The sequence below is a fragment of the Mesorhizobium sp. M0854 genome (assembly GCF_040319815.1).
In the GTDB taxonomy this organism is placed as follows: Bacteria; Pseudomonadota; Alphaproteobacteria; order Rhizobiales; family Rhizobiaceae; genus Mesorhizobium.
In genome coordinates, this window is record NZ_JAMYOL010000040.1 from 23,767 (window position 1) to 37,597 (window position 13,831).

Sequence of the window (13,831 nt, forward strand, 5' to 3'; positions counted from 1 at the left end):
TGCGAGCGATCGCAGCCGGTTTTTTGCTGTGCTCACATGCTGCTCCGAACTGGAATTTGGCATCACGGTACACGTGATGCGCTCCTTGACGTTAGGTCAGCCGCGCAATCGGTGGATGATTTTTCAAAAACCGACTTTTTGGACGTGAAAAACCCGCGAAGATTGCTATATCTTGCAAGATTGTGGTGAGACGGTTCCGTTAGCGAGGCTGCCGGACCGTTTTCTTTTTGTACCATCGACAAGGTCGCTCCCGATTGCGGGGGCGGCGGCAGGAAAGGTCAGGCATTATGAACAAGGTCCCGATGACAGGCGAGGGGTTCGCGTCATTGAAGGAAGAACTGCGCTGGCGCCAGCAACAGGAGCGGCCGCGTATCATCGAGGCGATTTCCGAAGCGCGCTCGCATGGCGACCTCTCCGAAAATGCCGAATATCACGCGGCAAAAGAGGCACAGAGCCTCAATGAGGGCCGGGTCAACGAGCTCGAGGACCTGATCGCGCGGGCCGAGGTGATCGATGTCACCAAGCTCAGCGGCGACAAGGTCAAATTCGGCGCCACCGTGGTGCTGGTCGACGAGGATACCGAGGAGAAAAAGACCTACCAGATCGTCGGCGACCAGGAAGCGGACGTGAAATCCGGCCGCATCTCGATCTCCTCGCCGATCGCGCGCGCCCTGATTGGCAAGGAAGTCGGCGACGCCATCGAGGTCAACGCACCGGGCGGCGCCAGGGGCTACGAGATCGTCCAGGTGCAATTTATCTAGGGGATTGGCGCTGCTCTGCCTTCTCCCCCTGTGGGAGAAGGTGGCCTCGCGAAGCGAGGTCGGATGAGGGGTGTTCCAGCTTGGCTCCCTCCGCACTCCGTCCAACACCCCTCATCCGTCTCGGCGCTTCGCGCCGATCCACCTTCTCCCACAAGGGGAGAAGGGAAGGGGCAGCGCTGACCTTTCCGATTGAATTGATTGAGCAAATCAGCGGTCACCGGCCTGACCAAGCGTCTGGCGCTCCACAAGCCTCTCGGCTTCCGCCATCACCTCCGGCGGCGTGACACTGTGACCGGGCCTGGCCAGCAGCGTCGATGAGAATGGTCCGCGCGGGCCGGTCAGGCCGGGCTCGGTAGCGAGGAATATCGCCACCGTCGGCAGGCCGAAAGCGCTGGCGAGATGGGTCAGGCCGGTGTCGGCGCCGATGACCAGCGCCGAGCCGCCGATGACAGCGGCGATCTCGGCAAGCGGCGATCTGGGAAACACCACGGTCTGCGAAACGGCGCCGGCAATCGCTTCGGCAACCGCCTTTTCCCGGTCGTTCGACCAGGTGGTGACCGGCGTCATCCCCTTGTCCACCAGCAGACGGGCGGTTTCGATCCAGTCCGCGACCGGCCATTTCTTGTCCTCGCGGCTGGTGCCGTGCAGCAGGAAGGCGGTCTTTTCGCCGACAAAAGTCGATTTTCCGGCTGGCGGCACGATGCCCGATTCAAGCCTGGAAAAATCCGGCTCGTAGCCGAGCGCCAGCCCGAACAGGCGTCTCGTGCGCTCGATGGCATGCAGGCCGCGCGGCACGGGATACCGGTGGTCGTAGAACAAGGTAGCCGACGGCTCCCGAGCGCTCGACCGATCGAAACCGGCGATCGGCGCTGCCGCCAGCCGCGCCGCCAGCGCCGATTTCAGCAAGCCTTGCGCATCGAGAATGAGGTCGTAGCAGCAATCGCGCAAGGCGCGGCGCAAGCCGATCATTTCCCGCCATGTGCCGGGCTCGAGCAGCTTCCTGCGCCAGCGCCGGATCGCCACGCTGTGGATGGTCTGGATGGCTGGATGCAGCGCCACAATGCCGGCAAATGCCTCTTCGACACACCAGTCGAAGGAGATATCCGGCCGAGCGCGGCGCGCGTCCTCGATCGCCGGGAAGGTGTGGATGACGTCGCCCATGGACGATGTCTTGACGATCAGCACTTTCATGCGGCGACCGGCATTTCCAGCAGCCGCTCCGCCGCCGCCACGACGCGTTCGACCTCCAACGTCTTCAGGCAGTTGAGATGACCGAGCGGGCAGATTTTTTTGTGGCAGGGCGAACAGGACAGGCCGAGCCAGACCAGTTCGCGGCGATCGGCGAGCGGCGGCGTGTTCTGCGGCGAGGTCGAGCCGTAGACGGCGACGACCGGCGTGCCGACGGCGGCGGCGACATGCATCAGCCCGCTGTCGTTGGAGACGGCAAGCCTCGCCGCCGCGATCAGGTCGATGGCATCCTCGAGCCGCGTCTGGCCGGCAAGATCGACGGCGCCCGGAGCCAGCGCGGCGATTTCAGCCGTCACCTCAGCGTCGTTCTTCGATCCGAACAGTGCCACGCCAAACCCTTTCGCCATCATCTCGCGGGCAAGGCCGGCATAGTGTTCGCTCGGCCAGCGCTTGGCCGGGCCGAATTCTGCGCCGGGCATGACTGCCACGAATTTCCCCGCCGTCAGCCCGAAACGGCTGAGCAGTGCCGCCTGGTTGGCTTGATCGACGGCAAGCTTCGGCGCCTGGAAGGCACCACCACGGGCAAGGCTGAAATAGGCCTGCGCGGTGCGCCGTTTCAGGCGATCGGGCAACGGCACGATGTCGGTCAGCAGCCCGTAGCGCATTTCCTTGAGATGGCCGACACGGCGCGGAATGCCGGCAAAGAACGGGATCAGCGCCGACTTCCAGCTTCCCGGCAGGACAAAGGCCATGTCGTAGCGGCCGCGCAGCAGGCGGCCGAAGCGCCTTCGGATGCGAAATTCGAACGCGCCGGATTGCAGCGGCAGGTCGATCTGCTGGCGGATTTCGGGCATGCGCTTGACCAGCGGTGCTGCCCAGGCCGGCGCCAGCACGTCGATGGCGGCGTTCGGATGAAGCTCCCTCAGCGCCTGGAACAGGCACTGCGCCATCACCATGTCGCCCACCCAGCGTGGGCCGATCACGAGGATCGTTGGGCTTTCAGCCATTCGACATAGTCTCTGACGCCGGTTTCCACTGTGCGGAACTGGCCATTGTAACCGGCTGCGCGCAGGCGGGACATATCAGCTTGCGTAAAGCTCTGGTAGCTGCCCTTGAGGTGGTCGGGAAACTCGATGAACTCGATCTGGCCTTGGCCCAGCGTATCGATCACCGTCTCGGCAATGGCGCGGAACGGCTGGGCCTTGCCGGTGCCGCAGTTGAAGATGCCGCTGGAACCGCGTTTCCACAGCCACAGATTGACGTCGGCGACATCGCCGACATGGATGAAGTCGCGGCTCTGCTCGCCCGGCCCGAAACCACCATAGGCGCCGAACAGCTTCGGGTTCTGCCCTTGCTCGACCTGGTTGAACAGATGGAAGGCGACCGAGGCCATGGCGCCCTTATGCGCCTCGCGCGGTCCGTAGACGTTGAAATAACGCAGGCCCGCCACCGGCGAGTGATCGGTATCGAAAACGGTGCGGCGGACATAGTCGTCGAACAGTTTTTTCGAATAGGCATAGACGTTCAGCGGCCGTTCGCATTGCGGCTCCTCGCGGAACTCGGCGCCGCTGCCATAGACCGAAGCGGACGAGGCATAGAGGAAGGGCAAGCGCAGGGCCAGGCAGGCGTGCAGCAGGCGCTTCGAATAGGTGTAGTTGACCTCCATCATGAACTTGCCGTTCCATTCGGTGGTGGTCGAGCAGGCACCCTGGTGGAAAACCGCCTCGATGCGGCCGAGGTCCCCGGCCTCCATCCGCGCCAGGAAATCGTCCTTGTCGAGGTAGTCTGCGATCTCGAGATCGGCGAGGTTGGCGATCTTATGGCCGTCGGTGAGGTCGTCGACGACGAGGATGTCGCTGAAACCCTCGGCGTTGAGCGCGGCGACGATGTTGGAACCGATCATGCCGGCGCCGCCCGTGACGATGATCATGAAAGCCTCTGGTACCTTGTGCCGGTTGTAGCCCTTGTGGGATTCTGGCCTTATAGGGGAGGCGGGCAGGGCTGTCGACAAAGCAGGTGGCTGGGCGGCCGGATGAGCGCCATAGTGGCGCCGCAAACGTCACGTTTCAGTCGGCCTGCCGGCCGACCGGCGACAGGAGCAAGGTAATGCCGTCAACCGAACTGCTTGTCGCCTTTTTCGCCACCACGGCGATCTTCGCCTATATCCCCGGCCCCGCCATGCTCTATGCCGCCGCGCAAACCATGGCGCGCGGCCGCTGGTCCGGGCTGATGGCGGCGCTCGGCATCCATCTTGGCGGCTACGTTCATGTCTTCGCCGCCGCTGTCGGCCTGTCGGTGCTTTTCCATGCCGTGCCGGTGCTTTACATGGCGGTCAAGCTGGTCGGTGCGCTGTATCTGGTCTGGCTCGGTGTTTCGCTGTTTCGCGCCAAGGCGCAAGGCGACGTTGTCTTGCCGGGAATTCAGCCGAAATCCGCCCGCCGCGCCTTTTTCGAGAGCGTTGCCGTCGAGGTGCTCAACCCAAAAACGGCGATTTTCTTCATGGCGTTCCTGCCGCAATTCATCGATGCCTCGGCAGCGTTTCCGGTCTGGCTGCAGTTCGTCGTGCTTGGAACAATCGTCAATTTGATGTTCTCATCGGCCGACATTGTTTGCGTGGTGCTGGCCGGCGCGGTGATCGCCAGGCTGCGGCAGTCGAGCCGGGCGCAGCGCCTGATGCGGCGCGCTGGCGGTGCGGTGCTTGTCGGACTGGGCGTGCATGTCGCGTTGCAGAAAAGCTGACGCACTGTCTCGCCGCCGCGACCGGTCGAAGGCCCGGCGTTGCGTCGGCTGAAATTGCGGTATATCGGCATCGCCATGAACGGCCGGCCCTGCCAATCGAATTTCCCGTCACTGAAAATCGGCCCCCCACGCGTTGACATGATCAAGTTGCCCTCTCCCGAACCCCTTCACCGCGCCATTTCGCGCTTCGGCGGCGCCACCGTGCTGGTGGTCGGCGATTTCATCCTCGACCGTTTCGTCAACGGCGTGATCGAGCGCATTTCGCCGGAAGCGCCGATCCCCGTGCTGCACGGGCGCGGCGAAACGCTGGCGATGGGCGGCGCCGGCAATGTCGTCGCCAACATCGTTTCGCTCGGCGCTGCCGTGATACCGGTCTCGGTGATCGGCGCTGACGAGGCCGGCAAGAACCTCATGCGCATGCTCGGCGACTTTGGCGTCGACGCCGGCGGGCTGGCGCAGGATGCCGATCGCATGACGTCGTCCAAAAGCCGATTCAGCGCGCTCAACCAGCAGGTGCTGCGTTTCGACGAAGAGGAAATCAAGCCGCTGGGCGATGCCGAGCGCGCGACATTGGTCGGGCATTTTCGCGAAGCGCTGGCACGCGCCGACATCGTCATTCTGTCCGACTATGGCAAGGGCGTGCTGCTCGACGGCGTCGCCGGCGAGCTGATCTCGATCTGCCGGCAAGCGGGCAAGCCGGTGCTGGTCGACCCGAAGGGCCGCGACTATGCGCGTTATGCCGGCGCGACGGCTATCACGCCCAACCGCAAGGAACTCGGCGAGGCGGTCGGCCGCGCAGTGTTTGCCGACGACGAAATCGAGGCGGCGGCACGCCAGCTGATTTCGGCGCACGGTTTCGATTTTGTCGTCGCGACGCGCAGCGAAAAGGGCATGAGCGTCATCGGTGCGGACGACGCCCGCCATATCGCCACGCAGGCGCGCGAAGTGTTCGACGTTTCGGGCGCCGGCGACACGGTAATCGCGACCTTCGCGCTGGCTCTTGCAGCAGGGGCTGATCGTGTCATGGCCGGATCGATCGCCAACGCCGCCGGCGGTGTTGTCGTCGGCAAGCGCGGCACGGCGCGGCTGACGATCGAGGAACTCACCGGTGCGCTGTTTCGCTCGCATGGTCCGGTCGCCCACCTGGATGCGATCCTCGATGCCGCCGCCGCCGCGCGGCTGGTGGCGGGCTGGAAAGACGAGGGCTTGAGCGTCGGCTTCACCAATGGCTGTTTCGATATCCTGCATGCCGGCCATGTCAGCCTGTTGCATGCGGCGCGCAGCCAGTGCGACCGGCTGGTGCTCGGCCTCAACAGCGATGCCTCGGTGCGCCGGCTGAAAGGGCCGGGGCGCCCGGTCAACGACCAGCATGACCGGGCCTGCGTGCTGGCAGCACTTGCCTCGGTCGACGCCGTCGTCATCTTCGAGGAGGATACGCCGCTTTCGCTGATCGAGGCGCTGAGCCCCGACATACTGGTCAAGGGCGCCGACTATACGGTCGATCAGGTGGTTGGCGCCGATGTCGTGCAGAAGGCCGGCGGGCGCGTCGTGCTGGTCGACCTCGTCGCCGGCAAGAGCACGACCGGCACCATCGGCAGATTGCGCGCCGGGAACTGAGGGTTTCATGTCCGAACTGAACGATTACCTGGCGCGCTCGGCGGCCGCGATTTCGGCGATGGTCGAGCGCGACCTGACCAGCGAGATGGAGCGGGCGGTCAGCGCCGTCGTCGCCGCGCTTTCGCAGGGCAAGGCGCTGCTGATAGCAGGCAATGGCGGTTCGGCCAGCGACGCCATCCATATCGCCGGCGAGCTGGTCGGCCGCTTCCTCAGGGAGCGCAAGGCCTACAACGTCATCGCGCTGCCGGCCAACGCGGCGGTGCTGACCGCCTGGGGCAATGATTACGGCTTCGACACGGTGTTTGCGCGCCAGGTCGAGGCGCATGGTTCGGCGGGCGCCGTGCTGCTCGCCATCTCGACCAGCGGCAATTCGCCAAGCATCCTCGCCGCCGCAGAGCAGGCGCGCATGATGGGCATGACGGTGATCAGCCTGACCGGCGACACCGGCGGCAAGCTGAAGCCGCTCTCGGACATCCTGCTCAACGTACCCTCGACCTCGACGCCGATCATCCAGCAGGGGCATTTGTGCCTCTACCACCATTTGTGCGAAATGGTCGAAACGCGCCTCTGCGACGCAGGGTGATCCTCGAACTCTCAGGACCTGGGTTCCTCGCCCTCCGCGAGGCGGCCGGAGAGGGGGCTTCGTAGAGCGCGGTTCCCCTCTCCGTCTCGGCTTCGCCGAGCCACCTCTCCCCACTTTCGTGGGGGAGGAACCCAAGCTGGAATGAAGCCAATCTTCAACGCTGAAGGCAATTTTTGTTCTTGCTTTGTGCCGGCAGCTATGCTACTAATTTCGGTATGGTGATGATTCCACCGACGATCCCGCCCGCCGAGGCGGGTTTTTTGTTTCGGGTTTTTGTTTCGCAGCCGCTTTGCCTGGTCTCTTAAGCCGAAAACGCCACCAGCCCTTCGTCTTTGACCCGGCGGATGGTCAGCGCGGTTCGCACCGTATCGACATTGGGGGCCGAGGCCAGTTCCTCGATGACGAAGGTCTGGAAGGTGCCGAGATCGCTCGCCACGCAATGTAGCAGGAAATCGGACTCGCCCGACACCATCCAGGCGTCGCGCACGATCGGCCAGCCGCGGGTGCGCTCGGCGAAGGTCTTGAGTTCGGCGTCGGCCTGGTGATGCAGGCCGATCAGACAGAAGGCGACGACGTCGAGGCCGAGCGCCGGAGCGTTGAGCAAAGCGCGGTAACCGCGGATGATGCCGGCCTCTTCCAGCCGCCTGACGCGGCGCAGGCACGGCGGCGCCGAAATGCCGACGCGGCCCGACAGTTCGACATTGGTCATGCGTCCGTCCTGCTGAAGCTCGCGCAGGATCTTCCAGTCGATGGCATCGAGATCGGCCTTGATCGGCATGGTGGCTTCCGTGGTGACGCGAAAGAATCTTTCGCGACTTTGTAATTAAACGACTTTGCTGTCTATTCCATCCGCTGGATCGAGGATTTTCGCATCATCTTGCTGCGGGTTGCTTGTCGCTGTCGCCGGCGCCGAAGCTTTCCGGGGACGAACGGCAACTTGCCTTGCTGGCGTCGCAGGCAACACTTACATTACGCGCAACAATCGACGAGAGTTCATGCCACAATCCATGGCTGCTCCCCGCAGAGGTTTTTCATGATCACCAAGCACGCGCCTGTTCTCATCATCGGCTCCGGCCCCGCCGGCTATACGGCGGCGATCTATGCCGCCCGCGCCATGCTCAAGCCGATGCTGGTCGCCGGCCTGCAGCAGGGCGGGCAACTGATGATCACCACCGATGTCGAAAACTATCCGGGCTTCGCCGAACCGATCCAGGGTCCATGGCTGATGAGCGAGATGCTCAGGCAGGCCGAGCATGTCGGCACCGACATCGTCAACGACATCATCACCGAGGTCGACCTCAACGTGCGGCCGTTCCGCGCCAACGGCGATTCCGGCACGATCTATACCGCCGACGCGCTGATCATCGCCACCGGAGCCCAGGCGAAATGGCTGGGCATCCCGAGCGAACACACCTTCATGGGTTTTGGCGTCTCGGCCTGCGCCACCTGCGACGGCTTCTTCTACCGCGGCAAGGACGTCGCGGTGATCGGCGGCGGCAATTCGGCGGTGGAGGAAGCGCTCTATCTCTCCAACCTGGCCAAGAGCGTCACCGTCATCCACAGGCGCAGCGATTTCCGCGCCGAGCGCATCCTGCGCGAGCGGCTGCTGCGGAAAGACAATGTCCGCGTCATCTGGGACACGGTGGTCGACGAGATCACCGGCAGGCCCGGCAAGGCGCCGCTGCCGCCGTCGGTCGAAGGGCTGAAGCTGCGCAACGTGGTGACCGGGCAGGAGATGCATCTGGTGGTCGACGGCGTGTTCGTGGCGATCGGCCACGCGCCGGCGGTCGAGCTGTTTGCCGACAAGCTGAAGCAGAAGCCGAACGGCTATCTGTGGACGGCGCCGGATTCGACCCGCACCGATATGCCGGGTGTGTTCGCCGCCGGCGACGTGACCGACGACATCTACCGCCAGGCGGTGACGGCGGCCGGTCTCGGCTGCATGGCCGCGCTCGAGGCGGAAAAATATCTGGCGGGGATCGAGGTTCACCGCGAAGCGGCGGAGTGATTGTTCGATAAGCGGCTGAGAAAAGCCGCGCAAAAGCCTGATTTTTCATTCAGACGCCGAAAACAGGCGGACGCCAGAAAACAGGACGAGGGGAAATCATGGCGTTGGATTGGGACAAGCTACGCGTGTTTCACGCCGCGGCGGAAGCGGGGTCGTTCACCCATGCCGCGGAAACACTGCATTTGTCGCAATCGGCGATCTCGCGGCAGGTCAGCGCGCTCGAGCATGACGTCGGCGTGCCGCTGTTCAATCGCCATGCCCGCGGCCTGGTGCTGACCGAGCAGGGCGAGATGCTGTTCCGCACGGCGCACGACGTGCTGATGAAGCTCGAAACCATCAAGTCGCGACTGACCGAAACCAAGGACCGGCCCTCCGGCGTGCTCAGGGTGACGACCACGGTCGGCCTCGGCGCTGGCTGGCTGACAGAGCGCGTGCAGGAATTCATCGAGCTCTATCCCGAGGTCAGCCTGCAGCTCATCCTGGCCAATGAGGAGCTCGATCTCACGATGCGCCAGGCCGACTGCGCCATCCGGCTGCGCCAGCCGCAGCAGCCGGACCTTATCCAGCGCCGCCTGTTCACCGTGCATTTCCATCTCTACGCGGCGCCATCCTATGTAAACAAATACGGCAAGCCGAATTCGATCGCCGAGCTGAAAACCCATCGCATCGTCACCTTCGGCGTGCCGGTGCCGGCGCATCTGTCGGAACTGAACTGGCTGGAGACGGTCGGCGATTTCGAAGGCGGGCAAAGGGTGCCGACGCTGCAGATCAACGACATATTGTCGATCAAGCGGGCGGTGCAGGGCGGCGCCGGCATCGCCATGCTGCCGGATTACGTGGTCAGCAAGGATTCCGGACTGGTGCAGTTGCTGCCCGAGACCGAAGTGCCGTCCTTCGATACCTATTTCGCCTATCCCGACGCGATGAAGAACCAGGCGAAGCTGCATGTCTTCCGCGATTTCATCATCGCCAAGGCGCGCAGCTGGTCGTTTTAGTTTCTAGATTCTGTCGACAAGGTATCCTTTTTGCCGTGATCGCCCAAGTAGACGGCACCATACGGGTTGAATTTGAAGTCGTCTTCTTCGTACGCTTCGATGGGTAGCAGTATCCCATTGTTACGGACTAAACTCAGCCCGACGCCTTCGGTAAACATCTCATCGGCAACACGGTCGATTATCGAGCTGAGCACCAGCTCATCGTCGGAAAGACTCCTTGGCGCGAAGACCTCTGGCAGACCGACGAGATGGAAACCGACGCTACAGAGGAACTTTCCGTCACTTAACGGCCGCTTGCTGAAGGCAAGGCGGCAAGTACGGGCTAAACTCGGGCCGTCCTCGGCGTTTTCCGCATCACGGCCAAGTTGTTTCCATCGAGCCGCACCGTGCGCAATGCCAGCACTCTCGCCTTTTGCGGCAATAGCATCACTGTTCAGCGCATGCACGATTAAGCGAAGGGCGATTGCCGACGTCCCAACGGTACTTTCGATATCCATATGGGGACCAAGTACATAAATCACGCAACCGTGCTCATGGACGGCCGCTTGGTCCTCTTTAGTCCGTCCCCCCTTATGTACCCGATCCCAAGACACATCGAACGACTCAACCATGCGATCATCCGGCGCGTCCTGCGAAAAGTGCGTATCAATTTCAAACCCCGGGGCGAAATTGTCGATTGCCGACTGAACTGAGCGACACAGCTCAGAATATCCACCCTGCCTTCCCAGCATGCAGAGCACATGGCGTGGCTGAAATTCTGAAAAGCTCATTTATGTCGACCCTACAACACTCCAAAGAGCGATCGGCGAAAGCGTCCTTCTCCCCGTCACTATAACGGAGAAGATAGCGGCAGCCAGAAGGGGCAGCACCAGCCTTTTTGTCTGATGTCGTACTTGGTCTGCGATTGCTAATGCATGTCGCGCAAAAGTGTGCAGCGGTTTTGCGATAGCGACATGCATCAAACAAGAACCTAAAGCGCGTCACATGAGGTCGGTCGAACGCAACGCGCCTTAGGAACGCCTATCCGCCAGCGTGCTGGCGCCGTAGCGCAAACCGTCGACCAGCAGGGCAACCATGCGCCGCGCCTGGGCTGGGCCGCCGCCATGCGCCGGCATGGCAAGGCTGGCGGCCGCCCCCAACAGGTCGCCCGGCTCGATATCGGCGCGCACCTCGCCGGCCGCCGCCGCCGCCTCCAGCAATGTTTGAAGCGCGGGCCGGAGCCGTTGGTTGAAATAGGCAGGCAAAGTGTCGAAGGCCGGATTGCCTGAGTACAAGGCTGCCGCGAGGCCGCGTTTTGCCGTGATGAAATCCACATAGCGCTGCATCCACCGGGCCAGCGCTTCACCGGGCTCATGCTTTCCGGCCAGGATCGGCGCGGCGTCCGCACAGGCGTCAACCTCGTTGCGGAAGACGGCCACGATCAGGTCCGAGCGCTGTGGAAAATGGCGGTAGACGGTGCCGACGCCGACGCCAGCCTTTTCCGCGATCTCTCGCACCGGAGCCTCCACGCCGGAGGTCGCGAACACCGCCATGGCCGCCCGGAGCAACGCGTCGATGTTGCGCCGTGCGTCGGCGCGCAGGTGGCGATCCGCGCGGTCGCGGGGTTCCAGACCATCGCCTTGATCCGTTTTGCCGTTCGGCGTTTTTTCGCCCATCAAATTACCTCTTGCAAACGGAACCTTGTTCCGGATATATGTGGAACGTGGTTCCGTTTGACTTGTATCTAGCACGGCAAAGCGGTGTTGGCCACACATCGGTGCACAAAAGGAGATTACCATGCAGGACAAACCCGTCGCCCTGGTCACCGGGGCCAACAAGGGCATCGGTCTTCAGATCGCCAAGGACCTCGCGGCGAACGGCCTTACCGTGCTCGTAGGATCGCGCAGGCTCGAGCATGCCGAGGCAGCCGCAAATAGCATCGGAGAGGATGCCCACGCCCTGCAGCTGGACGTCACCGACCAGGCGTCGATCGCCGCCGCGGCAGAGCGCATCCGCATCGAACTCGGCCGCCTCGACGTGCTGGTGAACAATGCCGGCATCTCCCATGCGGGAAAGCCGGGCAGGCCGCTCGAGGAGATCATCAATTCGGGCCGCCCGAGCAATGCCTCTCTCGACGACGTACGCGCGGTATTCGAGACGAACGTGTTTGGCATCATCGCCGTCACGCAAGCGATGCTGCGGCTTCTTCGTGAGGCGCCGGCGGCGCGTATCGTCAACGTTTCGAGCGGCGCCGGCTCGCTGACATTGAACGCGGATCCGGCCTTTCCGTACCGCACGTCGTTTGGCGCCGTCTACAACCCGTCGAAGACGGCCGTCAACGCGATGACGCTCGCCTTCGCCATCGAGCTCGAGGAGACCGGCATCAAGGTCAACGCTGCGTGCCCGGGCTACACCGCGACGGAGCTCAACAACTTCGAAGGTCCGCGCACCGTCGAACAGGCCGCGCGGGAGCCCGTGCGCCTCGCGCTTCTCGACGCGAACGGTCCGACGGGCACGTTCTCGAACGAGGACGGCCCGCTGCCGTGGTGACGTTGCCTTGGAGCCTGCTTCAGCCGCGCCAAGGTGTCAGGCGGGGCAGCCAGCCTGGTACGGCACGGCGGTAGGCCTCGTATTCGTCACCGTAGCGGCGGGCAAGCGTCGGTTCCTCATATAGTCTCACGAAGGAGATCATGGCGGCCGCGGCGATGACTAGATAGGCGGCGACCGTCCAGCTCGAAAACAGCAGTGCCTGGCCGAGGACGATCGACAGCACGGCGACGTACATCGGATTGCGGACATGGCGGTAGATGCCGCCGACGACCAGCCTTTCGGTCGGCGCGACCGGGGCGGGGGTACCCAGGCCCTCCAGGGCAAACCGGGCAAAGGCGTGCAGCAGTATGGCTGTGCCGGCGACAACCAGCAGCCAGCCCACAGGAACGAAACCGGGCAGTCGCGACCAGGGCAGGCGATAGCGATCGGTCAGCAGCCAGGGCAACAGTCCGGCGACCACGCCGGGCGCTACAGCAAGGAAGATGACGCTGCCGGCGATCGCCGAAGTGGCTCGCATATAGCTCTCCTTACGGGCGCGGCCTTGAACGGTCTCCTGCAACGCGCTTCAGGTCTGTCCGGCATGTAACCCAAACCGCTGCACCCTCAGGTCAAGCTCGATGGCGGGCTTTTGGGCGGCATGCACCAGCAAGGTCTGGCTGCCGAAAAAACAAACGCGTGCTGCACGATTCCACGTCATCCTGCGTTTTTCGATTTTCCGAGCAGGAATCGCTGCTGATTCGCGGCCGCGGATCGATTTTTGCCTTGCCGCAGGCTGTATTTCAGCGATTCAACTGGTCCTATTGCGCTTCGGGACGGATTAGACCACAGCCGGCGCCTTTTTGCATGTGAGTGTTGCAAAATAGATGCTTGTTTCTTGGGCATGAAGAGCACATATATAGATCATCTCCTGAGCGCGTTCTCCTCCCATTAGCGCTCTCGAGTGTTCCCCTCTGGAGGTTAGCCTTAACAGGCACTTCCAATCAAACTCAGCCGGGTCTTCATTGATCCGGCTTTTTTGTTGCCCGAAACCAACACATCGCCAGAAAATCGGCCGGAACGGTCGCGTAACAGTGACATGTAACCTCGGGTAACATGCCGCGGGCGCGCCAAATCGATTAAGCAGAGCATAGGACGCGGTGTGGCTCGTCCGGGGGATGGGGGCATCACTCGGACGACCCGGGCTCAGGCAGCTACCGCGTCCGAACCTTCCTCCGCCAAAACACCGGCGGCAAGCATGCGGCGGACCTGCCGTTTCGCCTCCCACGAAGACGGTCCGCAAGAAACGGCGCCCCGGGGAACCGGGGGCCGGTTTATGTTGGGGCGCAAGGGGAGGGCCGGCGGCCATTGCCTTAGGCGTGAGAGCATACTAGGCCAACCCCCCGGGGGTGTTGGGCAATTGGTTGAAAAACGC

At 63.1% G+C, this 13,831-nt stretch carries 15 protein-coding genes; 8 read left to right on the forward strand and 7 right to left on the reverse strand.

Translation table 11 applies throughout. The annotated features are described in order from the left end of the window. The first annotated feature begins 287 nt into the window (after positions 1-287). Entirely contained in the window at positions 288-761 is a 474-nt protein-coding gene (greA, locus tag NKH99_RS30220; RefSeq protein WP_023719113.1) for a transcription elongation factor GreA, read from the forward strand. Positions 762-968: 207 nt separating this feature from the next. Here the strand turns inward: greA and waaC are convergent, their stop codons facing one another. The 3 genes from waaC to rfaD are packed head-to-tail and all read right to left on the reverse strand — an operon-like array spanning position 969 to position 3,879. Next, complete coding sequence (gene waaC, locus NKH99_RS30225) at positions 969-1,952, reverse strand: lipopolysaccharide heptosyltransferase I (protein ID WP_353017485.1); 984 nt, start codon at positions 1,950-1,952, stop codon at positions 969-971. Next, entirely contained in the window at positions 1,949-2,956 is a 1,008-nt protein-coding gene (waaF, locus tag NKH99_RS30230) for a lipopolysaccharide heptosyltransferase II (protein WP_353017487.1), read from the reverse strand. The genes waaC and waaF overlap by 4 nt, the downstream gene beginning before the upstream one ends. Beyond that, entirely contained in the window at positions 2,929-3,879 is a 951-nt protein-coding gene (gene rfaD / locus NKH99_RS30235) for an ADP-glyceromanno-heptose 6-epimerase (protein WP_353017489.1), read from the reverse strand. The genes waaF and rfaD overlap by 28 nt, the downstream gene beginning before the upstream one ends. Positions 3,880-4,055: 176 nt before the next feature. Between rfaD and NKH99_RS30240 the strand changes: the two genes are divergently transcribed. From NKH99_RS30240 to NKH99_RS30250, 3 genes are all read left to right on the forward strand, one after another. Then, positions 4,056-4,688, forward strand: a complete 633-nt coding sequence (locus NKH99_RS30240; RefSeq protein ID WP_352683552.1) for a LysE family translocator — start codon at positions 4,056-4,058, stop codon at positions 4,686-4,688. Between the two features lie 138 nt (positions 4,689-4,826). Then, positions 4,827-6,305, forward strand: a complete 1,479-nt coding sequence (rfaE1, locus tag NKH99_RS30245) for a D-glycero-beta-D-manno-heptose-7-phosphate kinase (RefSeq protein WP_353017491.1) — start codon at positions 4,827-4,829, stop codon at positions 6,303-6,305. Positions 6,306-6,312: 7 nt separating this feature from the next. Then, complete coding sequence (locus NKH99_RS30250; protein WP_352835639.1) at positions 6,313-6,888, forward strand: D-sedoheptulose-7-phosphate isomerase; 576 nt, start codon at positions 6,313-6,315, stop codon at positions 6,886-6,888. Positions 6,889-7,189: 301 nt separating this feature from the next. Here the strand turns inward: NKH99_RS30250 and NKH99_RS30255 are convergent, their stop codons facing one another. Further along, positions 7,190-7,666 (reverse strand): Lrp/AsnC family transcriptional regulator, encoded by a 477-nt coding sequence (locus NKH99_RS30255; RefSeq protein ID WP_352469300.1) that lies wholly within the window; start codon positions 7,664-7,666, stop codon positions 7,190-7,192. 255 nt (positions 7,667-7,921) lie between these two features. On the opposite strand from NKH99_RS30255, the gene trxB reads away from it, so the two are divergent. Beyond that, a complete protein-coding gene (trxB, locus tag NKH99_RS30260) occupies positions 7,922-8,896 on the forward strand; it encodes a thioredoxin-disulfide reductase (protein ID WP_353017493.1) in 975 nt (324 codons plus the stop codon). A gap of 98 nt (positions 8,897-8,994) precedes the next feature. Next, positions 8,995-9,891 carry a LysR family transcriptional regulator gene (locus NKH99_RS30265; protein WP_023678345.1) on the forward strand — a complete coding sequence of 299 codons (897 nt, stop codon included), beginning with the start codon at positions 8,995-8,997 and terminating at the stop codon, positions 9,889-9,891. Here the strand turns inward: NKH99_RS30265 and NKH99_RS30270 are convergent. Together NKH99_RS30270 and NKH99_RS30275 are read right to left on the reverse strand one after the other, a co-directional pair. Further along, positions 9,888-10,661: a hypothetical protein gene (locus NKH99_RS30270; RefSeq protein ID WP_352683556.1), complete on the reverse strand. Its 774-nt coding sequence runs from the start codon at positions 10,659-10,661 to the stop codon at positions 9,888-9,890. The two genes, NKH99_RS30265 and NKH99_RS30270, sit on opposite strands and share 4 nt — an antisense overlap. 240 nt (positions 10,662-10,901) lie before the next feature. After that, a complete protein-coding gene (locus NKH99_RS30275; protein WP_353017495.1) occupies positions 10,902-11,546 on the reverse strand; it encodes a TetR/AcrR family transcriptional regulator in 645 nt (214 codons plus the stop codon). A 121-nt stretch (positions 11,547-11,667) separates the two neighbouring features. Here NKH99_RS30275 and NKH99_RS30280 point away from each other — a divergent pair, with 121 nt between their 5' ends. After that, positions 11,668-12,420: an SDR family oxidoreductase gene (locus NKH99_RS30280; RefSeq protein WP_353017496.1), complete on the forward strand. Its 753-nt coding sequence runs from the start codon at positions 11,668-11,670 to the stop codon at positions 12,418-12,420. A gap of 19 nt (positions 12,421-12,439) precedes the next feature. Here NKH99_RS30280 and NKH99_RS30285 read toward each other — a convergent pair whose 3' ends face one another. Beyond that, positions 12,440-12,937 (reverse strand): methyltransferase family protein, encoded by a 498-nt coding sequence (locus NKH99_RS30285; protein ID WP_023678342.1) that lies wholly within the window; start codon positions 12,935-12,937, stop codon positions 12,440-12,442. A gap of 100 nt (positions 12,938-13,037) precedes the next feature. On the opposite strand from NKH99_RS30285, the gene NKH99_RS30290 reads away from it, so the two are divergent. Beyond that, positions 13,038-13,241 (forward strand): hypothetical protein, encoded by a 204-nt coding sequence (locus NKH99_RS30290; RefSeq protein ID WP_353017498.1) that lies wholly within the window; start codon positions 13,038-13,040, stop codon positions 13,239-13,241. Positions 13,242-13,831 lie beyond the last annotated feature (590 nt).

Excerpts from the sequence above, each read along its gene's own strand:
- greA (WP_023719113.1), top strand. The coding sequence starts at position 288 with ATGAACAAGGTCCCGATGACAGGCGAGGGGTTCGCGTCATTGAAGGAA.
- waaC (WP_353017485.1), bottom strand. The coding sequence starts at position 1,952 with ATGAAAGTGCTGATCGTCAAGACATCGTCCATGGGCGACGTCATCCAC.
- waaF (WP_353017487.1), bottom strand. The coding sequence starts at position 2,956 with ATGGCTGAAAGCCCAACGATCCTCGTGATCGGCCCACGCTGGGTGGGC.
- rfaD (WP_353017489.1), bottom strand. The coding sequence starts at position 3,879 with ATGATCATCGTCACGGGCGGCGCCGGCATGATCGGTTCCAACATCGTC.
- NKH99_RS30240 (WP_352683552.1), top strand. The coding sequence starts at position 4,056 with ATGCCGTCAACCGAACTGCTTGTCGCCTTTTTCGCCACCACGGCGATC.
- rfaE1 (WP_353017491.1), top strand. The coding sequence starts at position 4,827 with ATGATCAAGTTGCCCTCTCCCGAACCCCTTCACCGCGCCATTTCGCGC.
- NKH99_RS30250 (WP_352835639.1), top strand. The coding sequence starts at position 6,313 with ATGTCCGAACTGAACGATTACCTGGCGCGCTCGGCGGCCGCGATTTCG.
- NKH99_RS30255 (WP_352469300.1), bottom strand. The coding sequence starts at position 7,666 with ATGCCGATCAAGGCCGATCTCGATGCCATCGACTGGAAGATCCTGCGC.
- trxB (WP_353017493.1), top strand. The coding sequence starts at position 7,922 with ATGATCACCAAGCACGCGCCTGTTCTCATCATCGGCTCCGGCCCCGCC.
- NKH99_RS30265 (WP_023678345.1), top strand. The coding sequence starts at position 8,995 with ATGGCGTTGGATTGGGACAAGCTACGCGTGTTTCACGCCGCGGCGGAA.
- NKH99_RS30270 (WP_352683556.1), bottom strand. The coding sequence starts at position 10,661 with ATGAGCTTTTCAGAATTTCAGCCACGCCATGTGCTCTGCATGCTGGGA.
- NKH99_RS30275 (WP_353017495.1), bottom strand. The coding sequence starts at position 11,546 with ATGGGCGAAAAAACGCCGAACGGCAAAACGGATCAAGGCGATGGTCTG.
- NKH99_RS30280 (WP_353017496.1), top strand. The coding sequence starts at position 11,668 with ATGCAGGACAAACCCGTCGCCCTGGTCACCGGGGCCAACAAGGGCATC.
- NKH99_RS30285 (WP_023678342.1), bottom strand. The coding sequence starts at position 12,937 with ATGCGAGCCACTTCGGCGATCGCCGGCAGCGTCATCTTCCTTGCTGTA.
- NKH99_RS30290 (WP_353017498.1), top strand. The coding sequence starts at position 13,038 with ATGGCGGGCTTTTGGGCGGCATGCACCAGCAAGGTCTGGCTGCCGAAA.